The organism is Pseudomonas sp. Hz4 (genome assembly GCF_054898165.1).
Genome location: NZ_CM142719.1, coordinates 4,313,099 through 4,331,534, shown reverse-complemented (window position 1 = coordinate 4,331,534; position 18,436 = coordinate 4,313,099). Strand labels below are relative to the sequence as shown.

13 protein-coding genes are annotated in these 18,436 nt (G+C 60.3%); 6 read left to right on the top strand and 7 right to left on the bottom strand.

Annotation, left to right across the window (positions count from 1 at the left end; genetic code table 11):
• Positions 1-52: 52 nt before the first annotated feature.
• Positions 53-3,523: a hybrid sensor histidine kinase/response regulator gene (locus tag ACYZTR_RS19710; RefSeq protein WP_461973404.1), complete on the bottom strand. Its 3,471-nt coding sequence runs from the start codon at positions 3,521-3,523 to the stop codon at positions 53-55.
• Positions 3,524-3,771: 248 nt separating this feature from the next.
• A complete protein-coding gene (locus ACYZTR_RS19705) occupies positions 3,772-4,311 on the bottom strand; it encodes a TetR/AcrR family transcriptional regulator (protein WP_461973403.1) in 540 nt (179 codons plus the stop codon).
• A 91-nt stretch (positions 4,312-4,402) separates the two neighbouring features.
• Here ACYZTR_RS19705 and ACYZTR_RS19700 point away from each other — a divergent pair, with 91 nt between their 5' ends.
• The 4 genes from ACYZTR_RS19700 to ACYZTR_RS19685 all read left to right on the top strand — a co-directional run bounded on the left by ACYZTR_RS19700 (position 4,403) and on the right by ACYZTR_RS19685 (position 9,179).
• Positions 4,403-5,596: an MFS transporter gene (locus ACYZTR_RS19700; protein WP_461973402.1), complete on the top strand. Its 1,194-nt coding sequence runs from the start codon at positions 4,403-4,405 to the stop codon at positions 5,594-5,596.
• A 43-nt stretch (positions 5,597-5,639) separates the two neighbouring features.
• A complete protein-coding gene (locus ACYZTR_RS19695) occupies positions 5,640-5,951 on the top strand; it encodes a cupin domain-containing protein (RefSeq protein WP_461973401.1) in 312 nt (103 codons plus the stop codon).
• A gap of 104 nt (positions 5,952-6,055) precedes the next feature.
• A complete protein-coding gene (locus ACYZTR_RS19690; RefSeq protein ID WP_461973400.1) occupies positions 6,056-7,207 on the top strand; it encodes a TDT family transporter in 1,152 nt (383 codons plus the stop codon).
• A 97-nt stretch (positions 7,208-7,304) separates the two neighbouring features.
• A complete protein-coding gene (locus ACYZTR_RS19685) occupies positions 7,305-9,179 on the top strand; it encodes an MFS transporter (RefSeq protein WP_461973399.1) in 1,875 nt (624 codons plus the stop codon).
• A gap of 49 nt (positions 9,180-9,228) precedes the next feature.
• Here ACYZTR_RS19685 and ACYZTR_RS19680 read toward each other — a convergent pair whose 3' ends face one another.
• The 5 genes from ACYZTR_RS19680 to ACYZTR_RS19660 all read right to left on the bottom strand — a co-directional run bounded on the left by ACYZTR_RS19680 (position 9,229) and on the right by ACYZTR_RS19660 (position 14,076).
• Positions 9,229-10,155, bottom strand: a complete 927-nt coding sequence (locus ACYZTR_RS19680; protein WP_461973398.1) for a GGDEF domain-containing protein — start codon at positions 10,153-10,155, stop codon at positions 9,229-9,231.
• A 228-nt stretch (positions 10,156-10,383) separates the two neighbouring features.
• Positions 10,384-11,124, bottom strand: coding sequence for a YciK family oxidoreductase (locus ACYZTR_RS19675; RefSeq protein ID WP_461973397.1), 741 nt, complete (start codon positions 11,122-11,124; stop codon positions 10,384-10,386).
• 185 nt (positions 11,125-11,309) lie between these two features.
• Positions 11,310-11,981: an N-acetylmuramic acid 6-phosphate phosphatase MupP gene (mupP, locus tag ACYZTR_RS19670; protein ID WP_461973396.1), complete on the bottom strand. Its 672-nt coding sequence runs from the start codon at positions 11,979-11,981 to the stop codon at positions 11,310-11,312.
• 4 nt (positions 11,982-11,985) lie between these two features.
• Positions 11,986-12,684: a bifunctional 2-polyprenyl-6-hydroxyphenol methylase/3-demethylubiquinol 3-O-methyltransferase UbiG gene (gene ubiG / locus ACYZTR_RS19665; RefSeq protein WP_461973395.1), complete on the bottom strand. Its 699-nt coding sequence runs from the start codon at positions 12,682-12,684 to the stop codon at positions 11,986-11,988.
• A 57-nt stretch (positions 12,685-12,741) separates the two neighbouring features.
• Positions 12,742-14,076 carry a TRZ/ATZ family hydrolase gene (locus ACYZTR_RS19660; protein ID WP_461973394.1) on the bottom strand — a complete coding sequence of 445 codons (1,335 nt, stop codon included), beginning with the start codon at positions 14,074-14,076 and terminating at the stop codon, positions 12,742-12,744.
• Between the two features lie 108 nt (positions 14,077-14,184).
• Here ACYZTR_RS19660 and mtnA point away from each other — a divergent pair, with 108 nt between their 5' ends.
• Together mtnA and gyrA are read left to right on the top strand one after the other, a co-directional pair.
• Entirely contained in the window at positions 14,185-15,261 is a 1,077-nt protein-coding gene (gene mtnA / locus ACYZTR_RS19655; protein ID WP_461973393.1) for an S-methyl-5-thioribose-1-phosphate isomerase, read from the top strand.
• Between the two features lie 424 nt (positions 15,262-15,685).
• Positions 15,686-18,358, top strand: a complete 2,673-nt coding sequence (gene gyrA / locus ACYZTR_RS19650) for a DNA gyrase subunit A (RefSeq protein ID WP_461973392.1) — start codon at positions 15,686-15,688, stop codon at positions 18,356-18,358.
• Positions 18,359-18,436 lie beyond the last annotated feature (78 nt).

The following is an 18,436-nucleotide window of genomic DNA, read 5'->3' as shown; positions in this document are numbered from 1 at the left end:
CGAGCGGGAGCAAGCTCCCTCGCCACAGGTTTGGGCTAACCAGAAGTGATCTCTACAACGGCAAATGCCGACTCAGCAACGCCCGCAACGCCGCCGGTTTCACCGGTTTTGCCAGGTAATCCAGCCCCGCCGCATGCACCTGGGCCACCCTCTCTGGTCGCCCATCGGCGCTGATGACTACCCCAGGCACCGGCTCACCCAGTTGGGTGCGCAACCATGCCATCAACTCGGTTCCGGTCTCGCCATGGTCCAGGTGGTAATCCACCAGCGCCAATTGCGGTCGCATTCCTTCACTGAGCAGCGCCGCGCATTCATCGCGGTTACGGGCGGTCCAAACCTGACAACCCCAGCGGGTGAGCAGGCTGTTCATGCCGATCAGGATGCTGTCTTCGTTATCGATGCACAGCACCTGCGCGCCGCCCGGCAATTTGCCGTTGAGTTCGGCGGTTCTGGTCGGCAGGGCGGTTTGAGCGGTAGCCAACGGCACACTGACGCTGAACACGCTGCCGCGCCCCGGCCAGGAGCGTACGCGCAAGGTATGACCCAGTACGCGACACAGTCCGTCCGCAATGGCCAGGCCCAGCCCCAGGCCTTTTTCCGCACGGGTCTGGTGGCTGTCGAGGCGTTTGAATTCTTCGAAAATGACCCGCTGTTTATCCTCTGGAATGCCCGGACCACGGTCCCAGACCTCCAGGCACAGCTCGCCCTTGCGCCGGCGAACGCCCAGCAGCACCGGGCCTTTGGCGTAGCGGAAGGCATTGGTCAGAAAATTCTGCAGGATTCGACGCAGCAGTTTGATGTCGCTGTTGATTCGCAACGTACTGCCCCTGACACGGAATTTCAGCCCCTGGTCTCGGGCCAGCGCCTTGAACTCGGCACCGAGGGTGTCGAACAACTCATTGAGCACGAACGGTTTTGAATCAGGGTTGATCATGCCGTTTTCCAGGCGGGAAATGTCCAGCAGGTCGCTGATCAAATCTTCGGCCGAGCGCAGTGAAGTGTCCAGGTGATGGACCAGTTTCTGCGCCTCGCCGGATAAGCCGTCGTCTTGGTGGGAAAGAGCGGCGGAGAACAGTCGCGCGGCGTTCAACGGTTGCATCAAGTCATGGCTGACCGCCGCGAGGAAACGGGTTTTCGACTGGTTGGCCGACTCCGCGGTGCCTTTGGCGTCGGTCAGGGCAACGTTAAGTTGCGACAATTCGTGGGTCCGCTCGGTAACCCGTCGCTCCAGACCTTCGTTGGCCTCGGTCAGCGCCTGCTCAGCCTCGCGGAACGCGGTGATGTCGGTGAAGCTCATGACGAAACCGCCGCCCGGCATCGGGTTGCCGATCAGCTCGATCACACGGCCATTGGGGAAAAGTCTTTCAGAGGTATGGGCGCGGCCCTGACGCATCCAGTGCAAGCGGCGGGCGACGTGCACTTCGGCTTCGCCGGGGCCGCACAGGCCGCGCTCGGCGTTGTAGCGAATGATGTCGGCAATCGGTCGGCCAAGCCTGATCAGCCCATCAGGGTAATTGAACAACTCCAGATAGCGCCGGTTCCAGGCCACCAGTTTCAGCGACTGGTCGACCACGCTGATGCCCTGGGTGATGTTCTCGATCGCGCCTTGCAGCAGCGCGCGGTTGAATTGCAGCACCTCCGAGGCTTCATCGGCGATACGGACGACGTCCTCGAGTTGCATTTCCCTACCTTCGATAGCGGCTTTTACCACCGCCCGGGTCGAAGAAGCGCCGAGCACACCGGCCAGCAAACGTTCGGTATGGGCGATCCATTCACCGTCGGCGTTCTGGTTCGGGTTGAAACCTTTGCCTTGGCGGTAGGCGAAGCGGATAAAACTCTGACGGGCGCGTTCTTCGCCGACGAAGCGCGCCGCCAGTTGCAACAAATCGTCGATCTGCACCGACAGCATCGAACGGGCGCTGGGGCGGGCACTGATTTCCTGGCCGATGAAGCGACCCGCCTGCCAGTGTTCCGAAACCCTGGTACGTGACAGCACCGAAACCCAGGCGAACAGCGTGAAGTTGCCCGCAAGCGACAGCACCACGCCCTGGGTCAGCGGGGTAATCGGCAGGTTCAACGGGTTGCTGTGTAACCAGGCCAGGCCGGGGAAACTGCTCAAGGACAAGCCGAGGCTGTTGGCGGCAATCGGCAGGATCAAGGTGTAGAACCACAGGAACGTCCCGGCAGCGAGACCGGCGAACACACCGCGACGATTGGCCTGTTTCCAGTACAGCGCGCCGAGCATGGCCGGCGCCAGTTGGGTCACGGCGGCGAAGGCGATCTGGCCGATGGTCGCCAGGCTCGCCGTCGAGCCGAGCAGGCGATAACTGACATAGGCCAGCAGCAGAATCACCACGATGCTCACTCGGCGCACCGAGAGCATCCACTGGCGGAACACTTCGAACGGCCGTTCGGCGTTGTTGCGCCGCAGCAACCATGGCAACAGCATGTCGTTGGAAACCATAGTCGACAGCGCCACGCTGGCGACGATCACCATGCCGGTTGCCGCCGAGGCGCCACCGATAAACGCCAGCATCGCCAAGGCAGGATGGGATTGGGCCAGCGGCAGGCTGATGACAAAAGAATCCGGCAGTACCGAGCTCGGCAGCAGCATCTGGCCGGCGAGGGCGATGGGAACGACAAACAGTGCCGCCAGCGCCAGATAGGCGGGAAACACCCATTTGGCCAGGCGCAGATCCTGAGGGTCGATGTTTTCCACCACGGTTACGTGGAACTGTCGGGGCAGGCAGATGATGGCCATCATTGCCACGCCGGTCTGCACCACCATCGACGGCCAATTAATGGTTTCCTTCCAATATTCTTCGAGGCGCGGTGCGAGCATGGCCTGGTCGAACAGGTCTTCGAAACCGTCGTACAGGCCGTAGGTCACAAACGCACCGACCGCGAGAAAAGCGAACAGCTTGACCAGCGATTCGAACGCAATCGCCAGCACCATGCCGCGGTGGTGTTCTGTGGCGTCCAGGTTGCGGGTACCGAAGACGATGGTGAACAGCGCCAGCACCAGCGACACGATCAACGCGGTGTCCTGGGCGCGCGTGCCCATGGCGTCGGCACCGGCGCCGATCAGCAAGTTCACCCCGAGCACGATGCCCTTCAGTTGCAACGCGATGTAGGGCAACACGCCGACCAGGCAGATCAGCGCCACCACCACCGCCAGCGACTGGGATTTGCCATAGCGCGCGGCGATGAAGTCAGCGATGGAGGTGATGTTCTCCTGCTTGCTGATCATCACCATTTTTTGCAGGACCCACGGCGCGCACACCAGCAGCAGGATCGGCCCGAGGTAGATTGGCAGGAAAGACCAGAGCTGTTCGGCGGCCTGGCCCACGGCGCCAAAGAAGGTCCAGCTGGTGCAATAAACGGCCAGCGACAGGCTGTACACCCAGGCGCGCACCCGCGGCGGCAACGGCGTGCTGCGACGGTCGCCGTAGAAGGCGATGGCGAACAAGATGGCCATATAGGCCAGGGCGACGGCGGCGATCAGCCCGCTGGACAGCGACATGGGAACTCCAGACAAAAGACACCCGGGATTCGCGCCCGGACAGACAGTCTCGCACGATGTCAGGGGTTAGTCAGTGTCGACCAAGGTCGCGGCGCGGCGGGGTGCCGCAGGGTGTGTGCCAGTTGGATCTTGGGCGCCTAAGCGGGCCTCTTCGCGGGCAAGCCACGCTCCCACAGGTTTCGTGTCGTATCCGAATCATGCGGTCAACACGAAACCTGTGGGAGCGTGGCTTGCCCGCGAAGGCGGCCTTACTGACTCAACGCAATCTCGATCAACCGATGCAATTCCCCAACCTCCAGCGGCGCCGCCGAAAACAGGATACGAAACACCGTCGGCGCCGCCACCATGTTAATCAGCCGATCAACGTTGGGCTTTGGCTGACCGGGGTAACGATCCATAATCGTCTGCAACTGCCCGCCAATGATCGTCGCGCATACGGCCGGTGTGGTGCTGCATTGCACGTCGCGCAACATGTGGCGGCCGGGCTCGGAACTCATCTCGTCCAGATACTGCTCCGCCCAGGCGCGCACGTCACCGCGCAGGCTGCCGGTATTGGCCGGCTCGCTCTCGGGGCGCATGCGGGCGAGGGCAACATCCGCCAGCAACACCGACAGATCGCCCCAGCGCCGGTAGATGGTCGACGGCGTGACGCCGGCGCGCGCGGCGATTTGCGGGACGGTCACGGTGGCACGGTCCTGTTCTTCGAGAAGATCGCGGACCGCCGAATGAACCGACTCTTGCACTCGGGCGCTTCTACCGCCCGGGCGTAATCCTTCTTTAATAGCCATGCATCGAACCTTAAGACAAAGAATTTGCTTTAAGCGCCAGCCAGTAGCACACTCCGCAAAAGCGAAAAGTTAGCTTTTGCGGAGTATGCCCATGTCCAGTTCAACTTCCAATCGTTCAAGCCTGTGGTTCCTGGCGATTACCTTACTCAGTTTTCTCGCCGCGTCCACGGCGCCGACGCCGTTGTATCACTTGTACCAGGAACACCTGCAGTTTTCGGCAGCGACCCTCACCCTGATTTTCGGCGTGTACGCCATTAGCTTGCTGGCGGCGTTGCTCACGGTCGGTTCGCTCTCGGATTACCTGGGGCGCAAACCGGTGATTTTTACCGCTGTGATGTTGAACATGCTGGCGATGCTGCTGTTTATCGATGCAGACAGTGTCGCCTGGTTGATCAGTGCACGAGTGCTTCAGGGTTTTGCCACGGGGATGGCCACTGCCGTATTGAGTGCGGCGCTGCTGGACACCGATCGCCAGCAAGGGCCGCTGGTCAACAGTGTTGCGCCGTTGCTGGGCATGGCGGCGGGTGCCATGGGGTGCGGCTTGTTGGCCGAGTTTGCACCGCTGCCGTTGCAGTTGACCTATTGGGTGTTGGTCGCACTGTTTGTGATGCAGGCACTGTACGTCTGGCGCTTGCCGGAAAGCGTCAGTCGGCAACCGGGAGCCTGGGCTTCGCTGCGCCCGACATTGCATGTGCCGATCCAGGCGCGGCGCGCGTTGTGGTTGGTGCTGCCGATCAACATCACGGTGTGGGCGCTCGGTGGTTTTTACGCTTCTTTGGCTCCGTCTCTGGTTCGCACGGCCACCGGATCGACCTCAAATCTGATTGGCGGTGCGACGGTGGCTGTGTTGACGGTGACCGGCGCGTTGATGATCTACACCCTGCGCAATCAGCCGGCCGACAAGGTCTTGCGATTGGGCGGCAGTCTGCTGCCTGTCGGCATCGCGCTGATTCTGATGGCGGTGCACAGCGCCAGCCTGACGCTGTTTTTCGTCGGGACGCTGGTGGCCGGGTGCGGTTTCGGCGCCGGTTTCCTGGGGGCGTTGCGCAGTGTCGTGCCGCTGGCCTTGCCCCATGAACGGGCAGGGTTGATGTCGGCTTTCTACGTGCTCAGTTATCTGGCTTTCTGCTTGCCGTCGTTGCTGGCTGGGAGCTTGACCCGGACCTTTGGGCTGGTGGCCACCACCGATGGTTACGGCGCGGTGCTGATTATTCTCTCGGTCGGCGCTCTGCTCACATTGATGCGTCAGCGGTCCGTGAAAGTCTGTGGCGTCGAAGTTCGATGACCGCTAGCCTTGGCACCGCTATTCATTTCGACGGACCCTCCGCATGAAAATCATCCGCAGCAACTCCTTCACCGCTGACCGTGCCTGGGGCGCGTTGGATATCGCCAACATGAACGGCATCACCACGCGTTTGCACTGGACCGATCAGCCCTATAAATGGCACGTCAATGATGGGCAAGAAGTGTTCGTGGTGCTGGATGGCGTCGTGCAGATGCGTTATCGCGAAGACGGTCAGGAGAAACAAGTGGTATTGGGCGTAGGCGATATCTTTTACGCCGATGTCGGTACCGAGCACGTTGCCCATCCGCAGGGGGCGGCGCGAATCCTGGTGATCGAGACTGAAGGCAGCGTCTGACGCTTATCTGCAAAACAGATAACAGTTAGAGATATTAACCGTTATATCGATATTCGATTCAGACCTACCATGAGCTCCACCTCACCAGAGGACAGGAGTTCACCATGACATGCCCCAACACTGCCCCAGCCGGTTTCAAGCCTTTCAGTCATTTGCAGCACCCACGCGAAGTCATCCGCCAGTTCACGCCGAACTGGTTCGCCGCCACCATGGGCACCGGCGTGTTGGCGTTGGCGCTGGCGCAGCTGCCTTTTGCAAACCCCGGTTTGCGCGCGATTGCCGAAGCCCTTTGGCTGTTCAACATTGGGCTGTTCGTTTTGTTCACGACGTTATACACGGCGCGTTGGGTGCTGTTTTTTGATGAGGCGCGGCGGATTTTCGGCCACTCCACGGTGTCGATGTTTTTTGGCACCATCCCTATGGGCCTGGCGACCATCATCAATGGCTTTCTGTTGTTCGGTTTGCCGCGTCGGGGCGATGGCGTGATTCATGTCGCCGAGGTGCTGTGGTGGCTGGATGTGGCGATGTCGCTGGCGTGCGGCGTGCTGATTCCCTACCTGATGTTCACCCGTCAGGAACACAGCATCGACCAGATGACTGCCGTCTGGCTGTTGCCGGTGGTGGCGGCGGAAGTGGCGGCCGCCAGCGGTGGTCTGTTGGCGCCGCACCTGGCGGATGCCCATTCGCAACAGGTGGTGCTGGTGACGAGCTACGTGCTTTGGGCCTATTCCTTACCGGTGGCGTTCAGCATTCTGACCATCCTGCTGCTGCGCATGGCGCTGCATAAGTTACCCCACGAAAACATGGCCGCCTCCAGCTGGCTGGCGCTGGGCCCAATCGGCACCGGAGCGCTGGGCATGTTGCTGCTGGGTGCCGATGCGCCGGCCATCTTTGCGGCCAACGGTCTGCCGGGCATCGGTGAAATCGCCGCAGGGCTGGGGTTGGTGGCCGGGATTACGCTGTGGGGCTTTGGTCTGTGGTGGATGCTGCTCGCGGTGCTCATCACCCTGCGTTACCTGCGCGTTGGTATCCCTTTCAATCTCGGCTGGTGGGGTTTTACCTTCCCGTTGGGCGTCTATTCTCTGGCGACGTTGAAACTGGCCAGCACCTTGAACCTGACGTTTTTCAGTGCTTTCGGCTGCGTGCTGGTGGTGTTGCTGGCGGTGATGTGGCTGATCGTCGCCAAACGGACGGTGCAAGGGGCGTGGCGGGGCGAGTTATTTGTCTCGCCGTGCATAGCCGGATTGAAGAAATAACCGGCGAAGATAGGTAATGTGTGGCCTGGATCGTCGTTCGATATTCCAATAACGGTATCCACGCCACTCTCTACCCCACATCAGGGACACATGGAAGATGAGTCACTCCTCACAGTTCACCTTGCTTCGCACCCGGCGCTTCCTGCCATTCTTCGTCACGCAGTCGCTCGGGGCGTTCAACGACAACATCTTCAAGCAGTCGCTGATCCTCGCCATTCTCTACAAGCTGACTATCGAGGGTGATCGCTCGATTTGGGTCAACCTGTGTGCGCTGCTGTTCATCCTGCCGTTTTTTCTGTTCTCGGCACTGGCCGGGCAGTTCGGTGAAAAGTTCGCCAAGGACGCATTGATCCGTCTGATCAAGCTCGGGGAAATCGCCATCATGGCGGTCGGCGCAGTCGGTTTCATGTTCGATCACCTGTCGCTGATGCTGGTGGCGCTGTTTGCCATGGGCACTCACTCAGCGCTGTTCGGGCCGGTGAAATACTCGATCCTGCCGCAGGCCTTGCGTGACGAAGAGCTGGTGGGTGGCAACGGCCTTGTGGAAATGGGCACCTTCCTGGCGATCCTCGCCGGGACCATCGGCGCCGGGATCATGATGTCGTCCAGTTATTACGCGCCAATCGTCTCCACCGCGATCATCGGTATTGCGGTGCTCGGGTATCTGGCCAGTTGCAGCATTCCACGGGCGGCGGCCACCTCACCTGAAATGCGTCTGAACTGGAACATCTTCAGCCAGTCCTGGGCCACGTTGAAGCTGGGCTTGGGGCAGACCCCAGCAGTGTCGCGTTCGATTGTCGGCAACTCGTGGTTCTGGTTTGTCGGGGCGGTTTATCTGACGCAGATCCCGGCCTACGCCAAGGAGTGGATGCACGGCGACGAAACCGTGGTGACGCTGATTCTTACCGTGTTCTCGGTCGGTATCGCACTCGGTTCGATGCTCTGCGAAAAACTGTCCGGACGCAAAGTCGAGATCGGTCTGGTGCCGTTCGGCTCGTTCGGCCTGACCGTGTTTGGTCTGCTGCTGTGGTGGCATTCCGGGGGGATTCCCGACAGCGTTACCGGCCATGGCTGGATCGAAGTCCTGGGTTTTGGCCACGCCTGGCTGGTGTTGATCGACATTCTGGGGCTTGGCGTGTTCGGTGGTTTCTACATCGTGCCGCTGTACGCGCTGATTCAATCACGTACCCCCGAGAACGAGCGGGCGCGGGTGATTGCCGCCAACAATATTCTCAACGCGCTGTTCATGGTGATCTCGGCGATTGTCTCGATCGTCTTGCTGAGCATGGTCAAGCTGTCGATCCCGCAGTTGTTCCTGGTGGTGTCGCTGCTGAACATCGGCGTCAACGCCTACATCTTCAGCATCGTCCCCGAGTTCAGCATGCGCTTCATGATCTGGCTGCTCAGCCATTCCATGTACCGCGTGGAGCATCGCAATCTGCAGCTGATTCCCGATGAAGGCGCGGCGTTGCTGGTGTGCAATCACGTGTCCTTCGTCGATGCATTGCTGATTGGCGGTGCGGTGCGTCGGCCAATTCGCTTTGTGATGTATTACAAGATCTACAACTTGCCAGTGCTGAACTTTATCTTTCGCACGGCCGGGACCATTCCGATCGCGGGGCGGCAGGAAGACATTCAGATCTATGAAAAAGCGTTCACGCGCATTGCTCAATATCTGAAGGACGGTGAGTTGGTGTGCATCTTCCCTGAGGGCAAATTGACCGCCGATGGCGAGATCGACGAGTTCAAGGGCGGGCTGACGCGGATTCTCGAACAGACGCCGGTGCCGGTGATCCCGTTGGCATTGCAGGGTTTGTGGGGAAGTTTCTTCAGCCGCGACCCGCAAAAGGGCGTGTTTCGCCGGTTGTGGTCGCGGGTGACGCTGGTGGCAGGGCCTGCGGTGTCGGTTGAATCGGCAGAACCCGTCCGGTTGCAAGGGTTGGTGGGGGATTTGCGCGGTACTAGTCGCTAATACCTGTCCATGCGGGCCGCTGCACCAGCGAGCCCGCTCTGGCGGATGTTCAGCCCGCCATCGCCAATCGGTTGCGCCCCTCGCGCTTGGCCACATACAACGCACTGTCGGCCCGTCGCAACAGGCTATCGGCAGACTCGCCGGGCAATAGGGTCGAGCAGCCAAGGCTGACCGTCAGCTCGACCCTATTGCCATCGGCAGCATAATCCTCAGCCTGCGCGGCAAACCGCAGTCGCTCGCCGACCAGGGCGGCCGCTTCTCGGTTGGTGTTGGACAGCAGGATCAGGAACTCCTCGCCACCAAACCGGAAAACCATGTCCACGTTGCGTAACTGGCTTTTGATCGAGGCTGCGACGGCCTTGAGCACGTCATCGCCGGCGCTGTGTCCGTGGTTGTCATTGATGTGTTTGAAGTGATCGATGTCCAGCATCAGCAGCGACAAGGGTTGCAGATGCCGACGCGCCATCTCGATTTCCCGTTGCAGGGTCTGATCCATGGCGATGCGGTTGCCGGTGTCCGTGAGCGGATCGCGCAAGGCACTTTGGGTGGCGGCGCGGTAGAGCAAGGCATTGCGCATCGGATACATCAATGCGGACAGCAGCGACTCAAGGTGGCACTGTTCCTGTTCACTGAACCGCTGATTGCGGCGGAACATCAGATCACCCAGATGCTCGCCTTCATGGCTGAGGCTGTAGCTGATCGAGTGATGGCCGCGCAGGCCGAACTCCAGGCGCAAGTCGCTGGCCTTGTGCTGATAGATCAAGGTGTCGAGCGGTACAAGTCGCTGAATTTCACGAAAGAAGAGCCCGAGAATGCGTTGCGGCTCAAGACTGGTTTGCAGCTGCAGGCTCAGCTTCTGGCGCAGTTGCGCAAGGCTGACAGGCCTCTCCCGAAGGGAAGATTGCTGACCAAGGCCCAGGCGTTGCAATTTGGCAACATCGAAGTCAATTGCGTTGGTCTGGGAAGGTGATTTCATATGGCGTCCGCCCGATTGCTTTCACACTGCGTGTCTGAGCAAATTTAGAGCGAAAGTCGTGCCATTCAGTTCAGTCGAATATAAAGCGTTATAAATCAATAGCTTGATAGTTGTTTTAAAAATTTTTCCGAACGCGGTGACAGTTGTTTGACTTGCATCAGTGTGGCTGTGGCGCACGTTGAGTGCCGCGACGGGAAGCCGTCGCAGCACAAAAGCATTGCGCGGGCGTTACTGAGCGTTGAACGCCTGGCCGTTGATGCCGGTGCTGTCCGGACCCATCAGGTAGAGGTAGACCGGCATGATCTCCTCGGGCGTCGGGTTGTTCAGCGGGTTTTCACCGGGATAAGCCTGGGCGCGCATGCTGGTGCGGGTAGCGCCCGGGTTAATGCTGTTGGAGCGCATCGGTGCCACGGTATCGACTTCGTCGGCCAATGTTTGCATTAAACCTTCGGTGGCGAACTTGGAGACGCCGTAAGCGCCCCAATACGCGCGACCCTTGCGACCGACGCTGCTGGAAGTGAACACCACCGAGGCATCCTGAGACAGCTTGAGCAGCGGCAGCAGGGTGCTGGTGAGCATGAACATGGCGTTGACGTTGACGTGCATCACGCGCATGAAGTTTTCGCCAGACAGCTGCTCGATCGGCGTACGCGGGCCAATGATCGACGCGTTGTGCAGCAAGCCGTCGAGATGGCCGAATTCGGTTTCGATCATCGCTGCCAGCTCATCGTATTGATGGGGCAGGGCGGTTTCCAGATTGAACGGGATCACCGCCGCTTGTGGATGGCCGGCGGCTTCGATTTCGTCATAGACCTGAGTCAAATTGGCTTCGGTCTTGCCCAGCAACAGCACGGTGGCGCCGTGCGCGGCGAAGGTTTTCGCGGCGGCAGCGCCGATGCCACGGCCAGCGCCGGTGACCAGGATGACCCGGTCCTTGAGCAATTCTGGGCGGGCGGAATAATCAAACATAAAAAACCTCAACAAAATCGTGCATCGAACTAGTGGCGAGGGGATTTATCCCCGTTCGGCTGCGAAGCAGTCGTAAATCATTGCATGCAGCGTATCTGATCCGCCGCAATTACCGGTTTGGGGCCGCTTCGCGACCCAGCGGGGATAAATCCCCTCGCCACAATGTTCCCGGTAAGCCAGTCAGATCAGCAACCACACAAAGCGCTATCCAGCACCTTGCGCAACTCCAGCGGATGATCCACCACCACATCCGCGCCCCAATGCCGCGGGTTGTCGTCCGGATGAATATAGCCATAGGTCACGGCGGCCGTTTTGGTGCCGGCATTGCGACCGGACTCGATATCGCGCAAGTCATCACCCACAAACAGCACGCAGGCCGGGTCCAGGTCGAGCATCTTGCACGCCAGAATCAACGGCTCGGGGTCCGGTTTGCTGTTCTTCACATGGTCCGGGCAGATCAACAGCGCCGAGCGCTCGGCCAACCCAAGCTGCTGCATGATCGGCTCGGCAAACCGCAGCGGCTTGTTGGTGACCACGCCCCAGATCAGGTTGGCCTTCTCGATGTCGGCCAGCAGTTCGCCCATGCCGTCGAAGAGTTTGCTGTGAACCGCGCAACCGGCGAGGTAGCGCTCCAGGAACTCCAGGCGCAACGCCTCGAAACCCGGTGATTCCGGGTCCATGGAGAAGGTCACCGCGACCATCGCCTTGGCGCCGCCGGAGATCTCGTCGCGAATGTGCTTGTCATCGATTGGCGGCAGACCACGATCGGCGCGCATTGCCTGACAGATGGCAATGAAGTCCGGCGCGGTGTCGAGCAGCGTGCCGTCCATGTCGAAAAGAACTGCTCTGATACGCATCGGCTTATTCCTCGCGCAGGGTTTGAATCATGTAGTTGACGTCCACGTCGCCGGCCAGTTTGTAGTGCTTGGTCAGCGGATTGTAGGTCAAGCCGATGATGTCCTTGACGGTCAGGCCGGCCATGCGGCTCCAGGCGCCGAGCTCGGACGGGCGGATGAATTTCTTGAAGTCGTGGGTGCCGCGCGGCAGCAGCTTCATGATGTATTCCGCGCCGACGATGGCGAACAGGTACGCCTTCGGGTTGCGGTTGATGGTGGAGAAGAACACCTGGCCGCCGGGTTTGACCATGCGGAAACAGGCGCGGATCACCGAGGACGGGTCCGGCACGTGTTCAAGCATTTCCAGGCAAGTGACCACGTCGAACTGCTCAGGCATTTCTTCGGCCAGCCCTTCGGCGGTGATCTGCCGGTATTCGACGCTCACGCCGGATTCCAGTTGATGCAGTTGCGCGACCGCCAGCGGCGCTTCGCCCATGTCGATGCCCATGACGGTAGCGCCGCGCTGGGCCATGGCTTCGCTGAGGATGCCGCCGCCGCAACCGACGTCGAGGACTTTCTTGCCGGCCAGACTGACGCGTTCGTCAATCCAGTTGACCCGCAGCGGGTTGATGTCGTGCAGCGGTTTGAACTCGCTCTCGCGGTCCCACCAGCGATGGGCCAGGGCTTCGAATTTGGCGATTTCGGCGTAGTCGACGTTGCTCATGGTTAAGTCCTCTAAAACTTGAAAAATCCTGTTGCCCCGGTGGTAGGTCCGGGGTGCTTACGATTCGGTATGGCCGCTGATGCGCTGGCCCCAGGCCTTGGCGGTGGCGCACAGCTGTTCTTCATCCAGGCGAGTCAGGCGACGGTCGTCGAGCAGTTGCTTGCCGGCGACCCAAAGGTGTTTCACGCAATCGCGGCCGGTGGCATATATAAGCTGCGAAACCGGGTCGTAGACCGGTTGCTGCGCCAGGCCGGAGAGGTCGAACGCGACGATGTCTGCCGCTTTGCCAACTTCCAGCGAACCGACGTCAGCCTCGATCCCAAGCGCACGGGCACCATTGAGCGTGGCCATGCGCAGGGCGCGATGGGCGTCGAGTGCGGTGGCCGAGCCGGCGACGGCTTTGGCCAGTAATGCGGCGGTGCGGGTTTCGCCGAGCAGGTCCAGGTCATTGTTGCTGGCCGCGCCATCGGTGCCGACCGCCACATTGACGCCAGCCTGCCACAAGCGTTCCACCGGGCAGAACCCGCTGGCCAACTTCAGGTTCGATTCCGGGCAATGAATCACGTTGGTATTACTTTCTACCAGCAACACCAGGTCTTCATCGCTGATCTGAGTCATGTGAACCGCCTGAAAGCGCGGCCCCAGCAAACCCAAACGCCCGAGGCGGGCCAATGGGCGTTCACCGCGCTGCTCGACGGACTGCTGCACTTCATAAGCCGTTTCATGCACGTGCATATGGATCGAGGCGTCCAGTTCTTCAGTGATCACCCGGATTTTCTCCAGGGTCTCGTCGCCCACGGTGTAGGGTGCGTGAGGGCCGAAAGTCACTTTGATGCGCTCGTGGTGCTTGAGATCGCCGAACAATTCGACGCCCTGACGAATGGCTTCGTCCGCCGTACTGGCGCCCGGGATCGGGAAGTCGAGGATCGGAATCGCGATTTGCGCGCGAATGCCGCTGTTATGGGCGCGCTCGCTGGCAACCTTCGGGAAGAAATACAGGTCAGAGAAGCAGGTGATGCCACCTTTGATCTGCTCGGCGATCGCCAGGTCAGTGCCGTCACGTACAAACGCTTCATCGACCCACTTGGCTTCGGCCGGCCAGATGTGGTTTTCCAGCCAGCTCATCAGGGGCAAATCATCGGCCAGACCACGGAACAGCGTCATCGCCGCATGCCCGTGGGCATTGATCAAGCCAGGGCAAAGCAACATGTCCGGCAATTCGCGGACTTCGGTTGCGTTAAGCTTCAGTGCTGCGGCGCGCGGGCCGATAAAGACAATGCGCCCGTCACGGATGCCGAGGGCGTGCTCTTTAAGGACAACGCCAGCGGGTTCGACCGGTACCAGCCAGGTCGGCAGTAATAACAGGTCGAGCGCAGCGGCAGTGTTCGGCATCGAGAGTCGGTTCCAGAGCTTTTGTAAAGGATGGCGAAGTATACCCGAGCGTCTTCGCAGGGTGATCGCTATAATCGACGGCTTTTGTTCATGAGTGCGGGGTGTGGGATGCGCGATCGACTGTTGGCTGCGGAGAAGGTGAAGGCCATCGATTGGCGTGATGGCGCCCTGTACCTGCTGGATCAGCGTATTTTGCCGTTCGAGGAAACGTGGATTGCCTACACCAGCGCCGCTGGCGTGGCCGAGGCCATTCGTTCGATGGTGGTGCGCGGCGCGCCGGCGATTGGCATCAGTGCCGCCTATGGCGTCGTGCTGGCGGCTCGCGCGCGGTTTGCCCAGGGCGGCGACTGGCAGGCGGCGCTGGAAGAGGATTTCGCGCTGCTCACCGATTCCCGTCCCACCGCAGTTAACCTGTTCTGGGCCCTGGGCCGCATGCGCGACCGACTTGAGCGTCTGAAGCATCACGCCGATCCGCTGGCGGTGCTGGAAGCGGAGGCTATCGCCATTCACGAGAGTGACCGCGAAGCCAACCTGACCATGGCGCAACTGGGTGTGGACCTGATCCGCAAGCATCAGGGCAACGCCCAGGCGATTCTGACCCACTGCAACACCGGCGCACTGGCCACCGGCGGCTTCGGTACGGCACTTGGCGTCATTCGTGGGGCGTTCATCGAGGGCATGGTCGAGCGCGTCTATGCCGACGAAACCCGTCCCTGGCTGCAAGGTTCGCGGTTGACCGCATGGGAATTGGCGAATGAAGGCATTCCTGTGACGGTGAATGCCGACTCCGCTGCTGCGCACATCATGAAGACCAAAGGCATTACCTGGGTGATCGTCGGCGCTGACCGGATCACCGCCAATGGCGACGTGGCCAACAAGATCGGCACCTATCAGCTGGCAGTGAACGCCATGCACCACGGCGTGCGCTTCATGGTGGTGGCGCCGAGTTCGACCATCGACATGAACCTGGCCAGCGGTGATGACATCCCGATTGAAGAGCGCGATGGTCGCGAGTTGCTGGAAGTCGGCGGCAAGCGGGTCGGCGCCGATGTCGATGCGTTCAACCCGGTATTCGACGTGACGCCGGCTGACTTGATCGATGTGATCGTCACCGAAAAAGGCATCGTCGAGCGCCCGGACACCGCGAAAATGGCGCAGTTGATGTGCCGCAAGCGTCTGCATTGATGGTCTCTGGTGTCAGATAAATCGCCATCGCGAGCAAGCTCGCTCCCACATTTGATCGCGTTCTTCAATCAGGCACGGTCAACTGTGGGAGCGAGCTTGCTCGCGATAGGGCCCGCAAAGTCAACAAATCAGCCTGAAATCCTCATTCGACAACTCTCTAAGCCTCTCTCGTCCCCTATCAGCCTGTCACCAGTCAACTAACTACACTCCATGCGCATCAGGGGGATAGGTGCGTGGCGGCTCTTGTGATAACATTCGGCGGTTTCCAAGGTAGCCCGATGTGGCTGCCTTTACTGCGCAGATCCATGGCATAACTCGTTGATTTGTCGTAAGTCGGTGCATGGCACTCAGCCTGCAGCGGCGAGCTTCGTTCGTCCCATATGGATGTGACGAGGTTTCACCAGAAAAAGGAATCAGGCTTCTCATGGGCGAACTGGCCAAAGAAATCCTCCCGGTCAATATCGAAGACGAGCTGAAGCAGTCCTACCTCGACTACGCGATGAGCGTAATTGTCGGGCGGGCACTGCCGGATGCGCGCGATGGCTTGAAGCCCGTGCACCGGCGTGTGCTGTTCGCGATGAGCGAGCTGGGCAACGACTTCAACAAGCCGTACAAGAAATCTGCCCGTGTTGTCGGTGACGTGATCGGTAAGTATCACCCTCACGGTGATACCGCGGTGTACGACACCATCGTTCGGATGGCGCAGCCATTCTCGCTGCGCTACCTGCTGGTAGACGGTCAAGGCAACTTCGGTTCCGTGGACGGCGACAACGCCGCCGCCATGCGATACACCGAAGTGCGCATGACCAAGCTGGCGCACGAGCTGCTGGCTGACCTGCACAAAGAAACCGTGGACTGGGTGCCGAACTACGACGGCACCGAAATGATCCCGGCGGTCATGCCGACCCGTATTCCCAACCTGTTGGTCAACGGCTCCAGCGGTATCGCCGTGGGCATGGCGACCAACATTCCGCCGCACAACCTCGGTGAAGTCATCGACGGTTGCCTGGCACTCATCGACAACCCTGAGTTGACCATCGATGAGCTGATGCAATACATCCCCGGTCCGGACTTCCCGACCGCCGCGATCATCAACGGTCGCGCCGGCATCATCGAAGCCTACCGCACCGGTCGCGGGCGCATTTACATGCGCGCCCGCTCGATGATCGAAGACATCGACAAGGTCGGTGGCCGTCAGCAGATCGTCATCACCGAACTCCCTTACCAGCTGAACAAAGCCCGTCTGATCGAGAAGATCGCCGAGCTGGTAAAAGAGAAGAAGCTCGAAGGCATCACCGAACTGCGCGACGAGTCCGACAAGGACGGCATGCGCGTCGTGATCGAGCTGCGTCGCGGCGAAGTGCCTGAGGTGATCCTCAACAACCTCTACGCCCAGACCCAGCTGCAAGCGGTGTTCGGTATCAACATCGTTGCGCTGATCGACGGCCGTCCACGCATCCTGAACCTCAAGGACCTGCTGGAAGCTTTCGTTCGTCACCGTCGCGAAGTCGTTACCCGCCGTACCGTGTTCGAACTGCGTAAAGCGCGCGAACGGGGTCACATTCTGGAAGGTCAAGCCGTTGCCCTGTCGAACATCGACCCGGTCATCGCCCTGATCAAGGCTTCGCCGACGCCGTCGGAAGCGAAGGAAGCGCTGATCAAGACTGCGTGGGAATCTTCCGCCGTGGTCGCGATGGTTGAGCGTGCCGGCGCCGATTCGTGCCGTCCAGAGACCCTGGATCCGCAATACGGTCTGCGCGAAGGCAAGTACTTCCTGTCGCCGGAACAGGCGCAAGCCATTCTGGAACTGCGTCTGCACCGTCTGACCGGTCTGGAACACGAAAAGCTGCTGGCCGAGTATCAAGAGATCCTCAACCAGATCGGCGAACTGATCCGCATCCTCAGCAGCGCCACGCGCCTGATGGAAGTGATCCGCGAAGAACTGGAAGTGATCCGCGCCGAATACGGCGATGTGCGTCGCACCGAGATTCTCGATGCCCGTCTCGACCTGACCCTGGGTGACATGATCCCGGAAGAAGAGCGCGTCGTGACCATTTCCCACGGCGGCTACGCCAAGACCCAGCCATTGGCTGCGTACCAGGCTCAGCGTCGTGGCGGTAAAGGCAAATCGGCGACCGGCGTCAAGGATGAGGACTACATCGCTCACCTGCTGGTCGCCAACAGCCACACCACGCTGCTGCTGTTCTCCAGCAAAGGCAAAGTGTACTGGCTGAAAACCTACGAAATCCCGGAAGCGTCCCGCGCTGCCCGTGGTCGTCCGTTGGTCAACCTGCTGCCGCTGGGCGAGGGTGAATACATCACCACCATGCTGCCGGTCGATGAGTACACCGAAGGTCACTTCATCTTCATGGCCACCGCCAACGGCACCGTGAAGAAGACCCCGCTGGAATCCTTCAGCCGTCAACGCAGCGTCGGTCTGATCGCGCTGGAGCTGGACGAAGGCGACGTGCTGATTTCTGCCTCCATTACCGATGGCGAGCGCGAAGTCATGCTGTTCTCCGACGGCGGCAAGGTCACTCGCTTCAAGGAAACCGATGTTCGCGCCATGGGCCGTACCGCTCGCGGTGTCCGCGGCATGCGTCTGCCGGAAGGCCAGAAGCTGATTTCGATGCTGATCCCGGAAGAAGGCAGCCAGATCCTCACCGCTTCGGCGCGTGGTTACGGCAAGCGTACGGCGATCACCGAGTTCCCTGAGTACAAACGTGGCGGTCAGGGCGTTATCGCCATGGTCAGCAACGACCGTAACGGCCGTCTGGTCGGTGCAGTCCAGGTGCTCGACGGTGAGGAAATCATGCTGATTTCCGACCAGGGCACCCTGGTGCGTACGCGTGTCGACGAAGTCTCCAGCCTGGGTCGTAACACCCAGGGCGTGACCCTGATCAAACTGGCCAGCGATGAAAAACTGGTAGGTCTGGAACGGGTTCAGGAACCGTCGGAAGTCGAAGGTGAAGAGCTGGAAGGTGATGAGCTCGAAGGTGAAGCGAGTGCAGTGTTCGACGGTGAAGTCGTGATCGACGACGTCGCCGAAGACCAGCAACTCGACGCCGCCGCAGCCGACGAAGAACCGCAGGAATAAGCGGGCAAGCAGGGGGCGGATGAAAATTCGCCCCCTTGTTGTTTGTCCTCCAGGAACTGTGGAATGGTTTGATCGTTC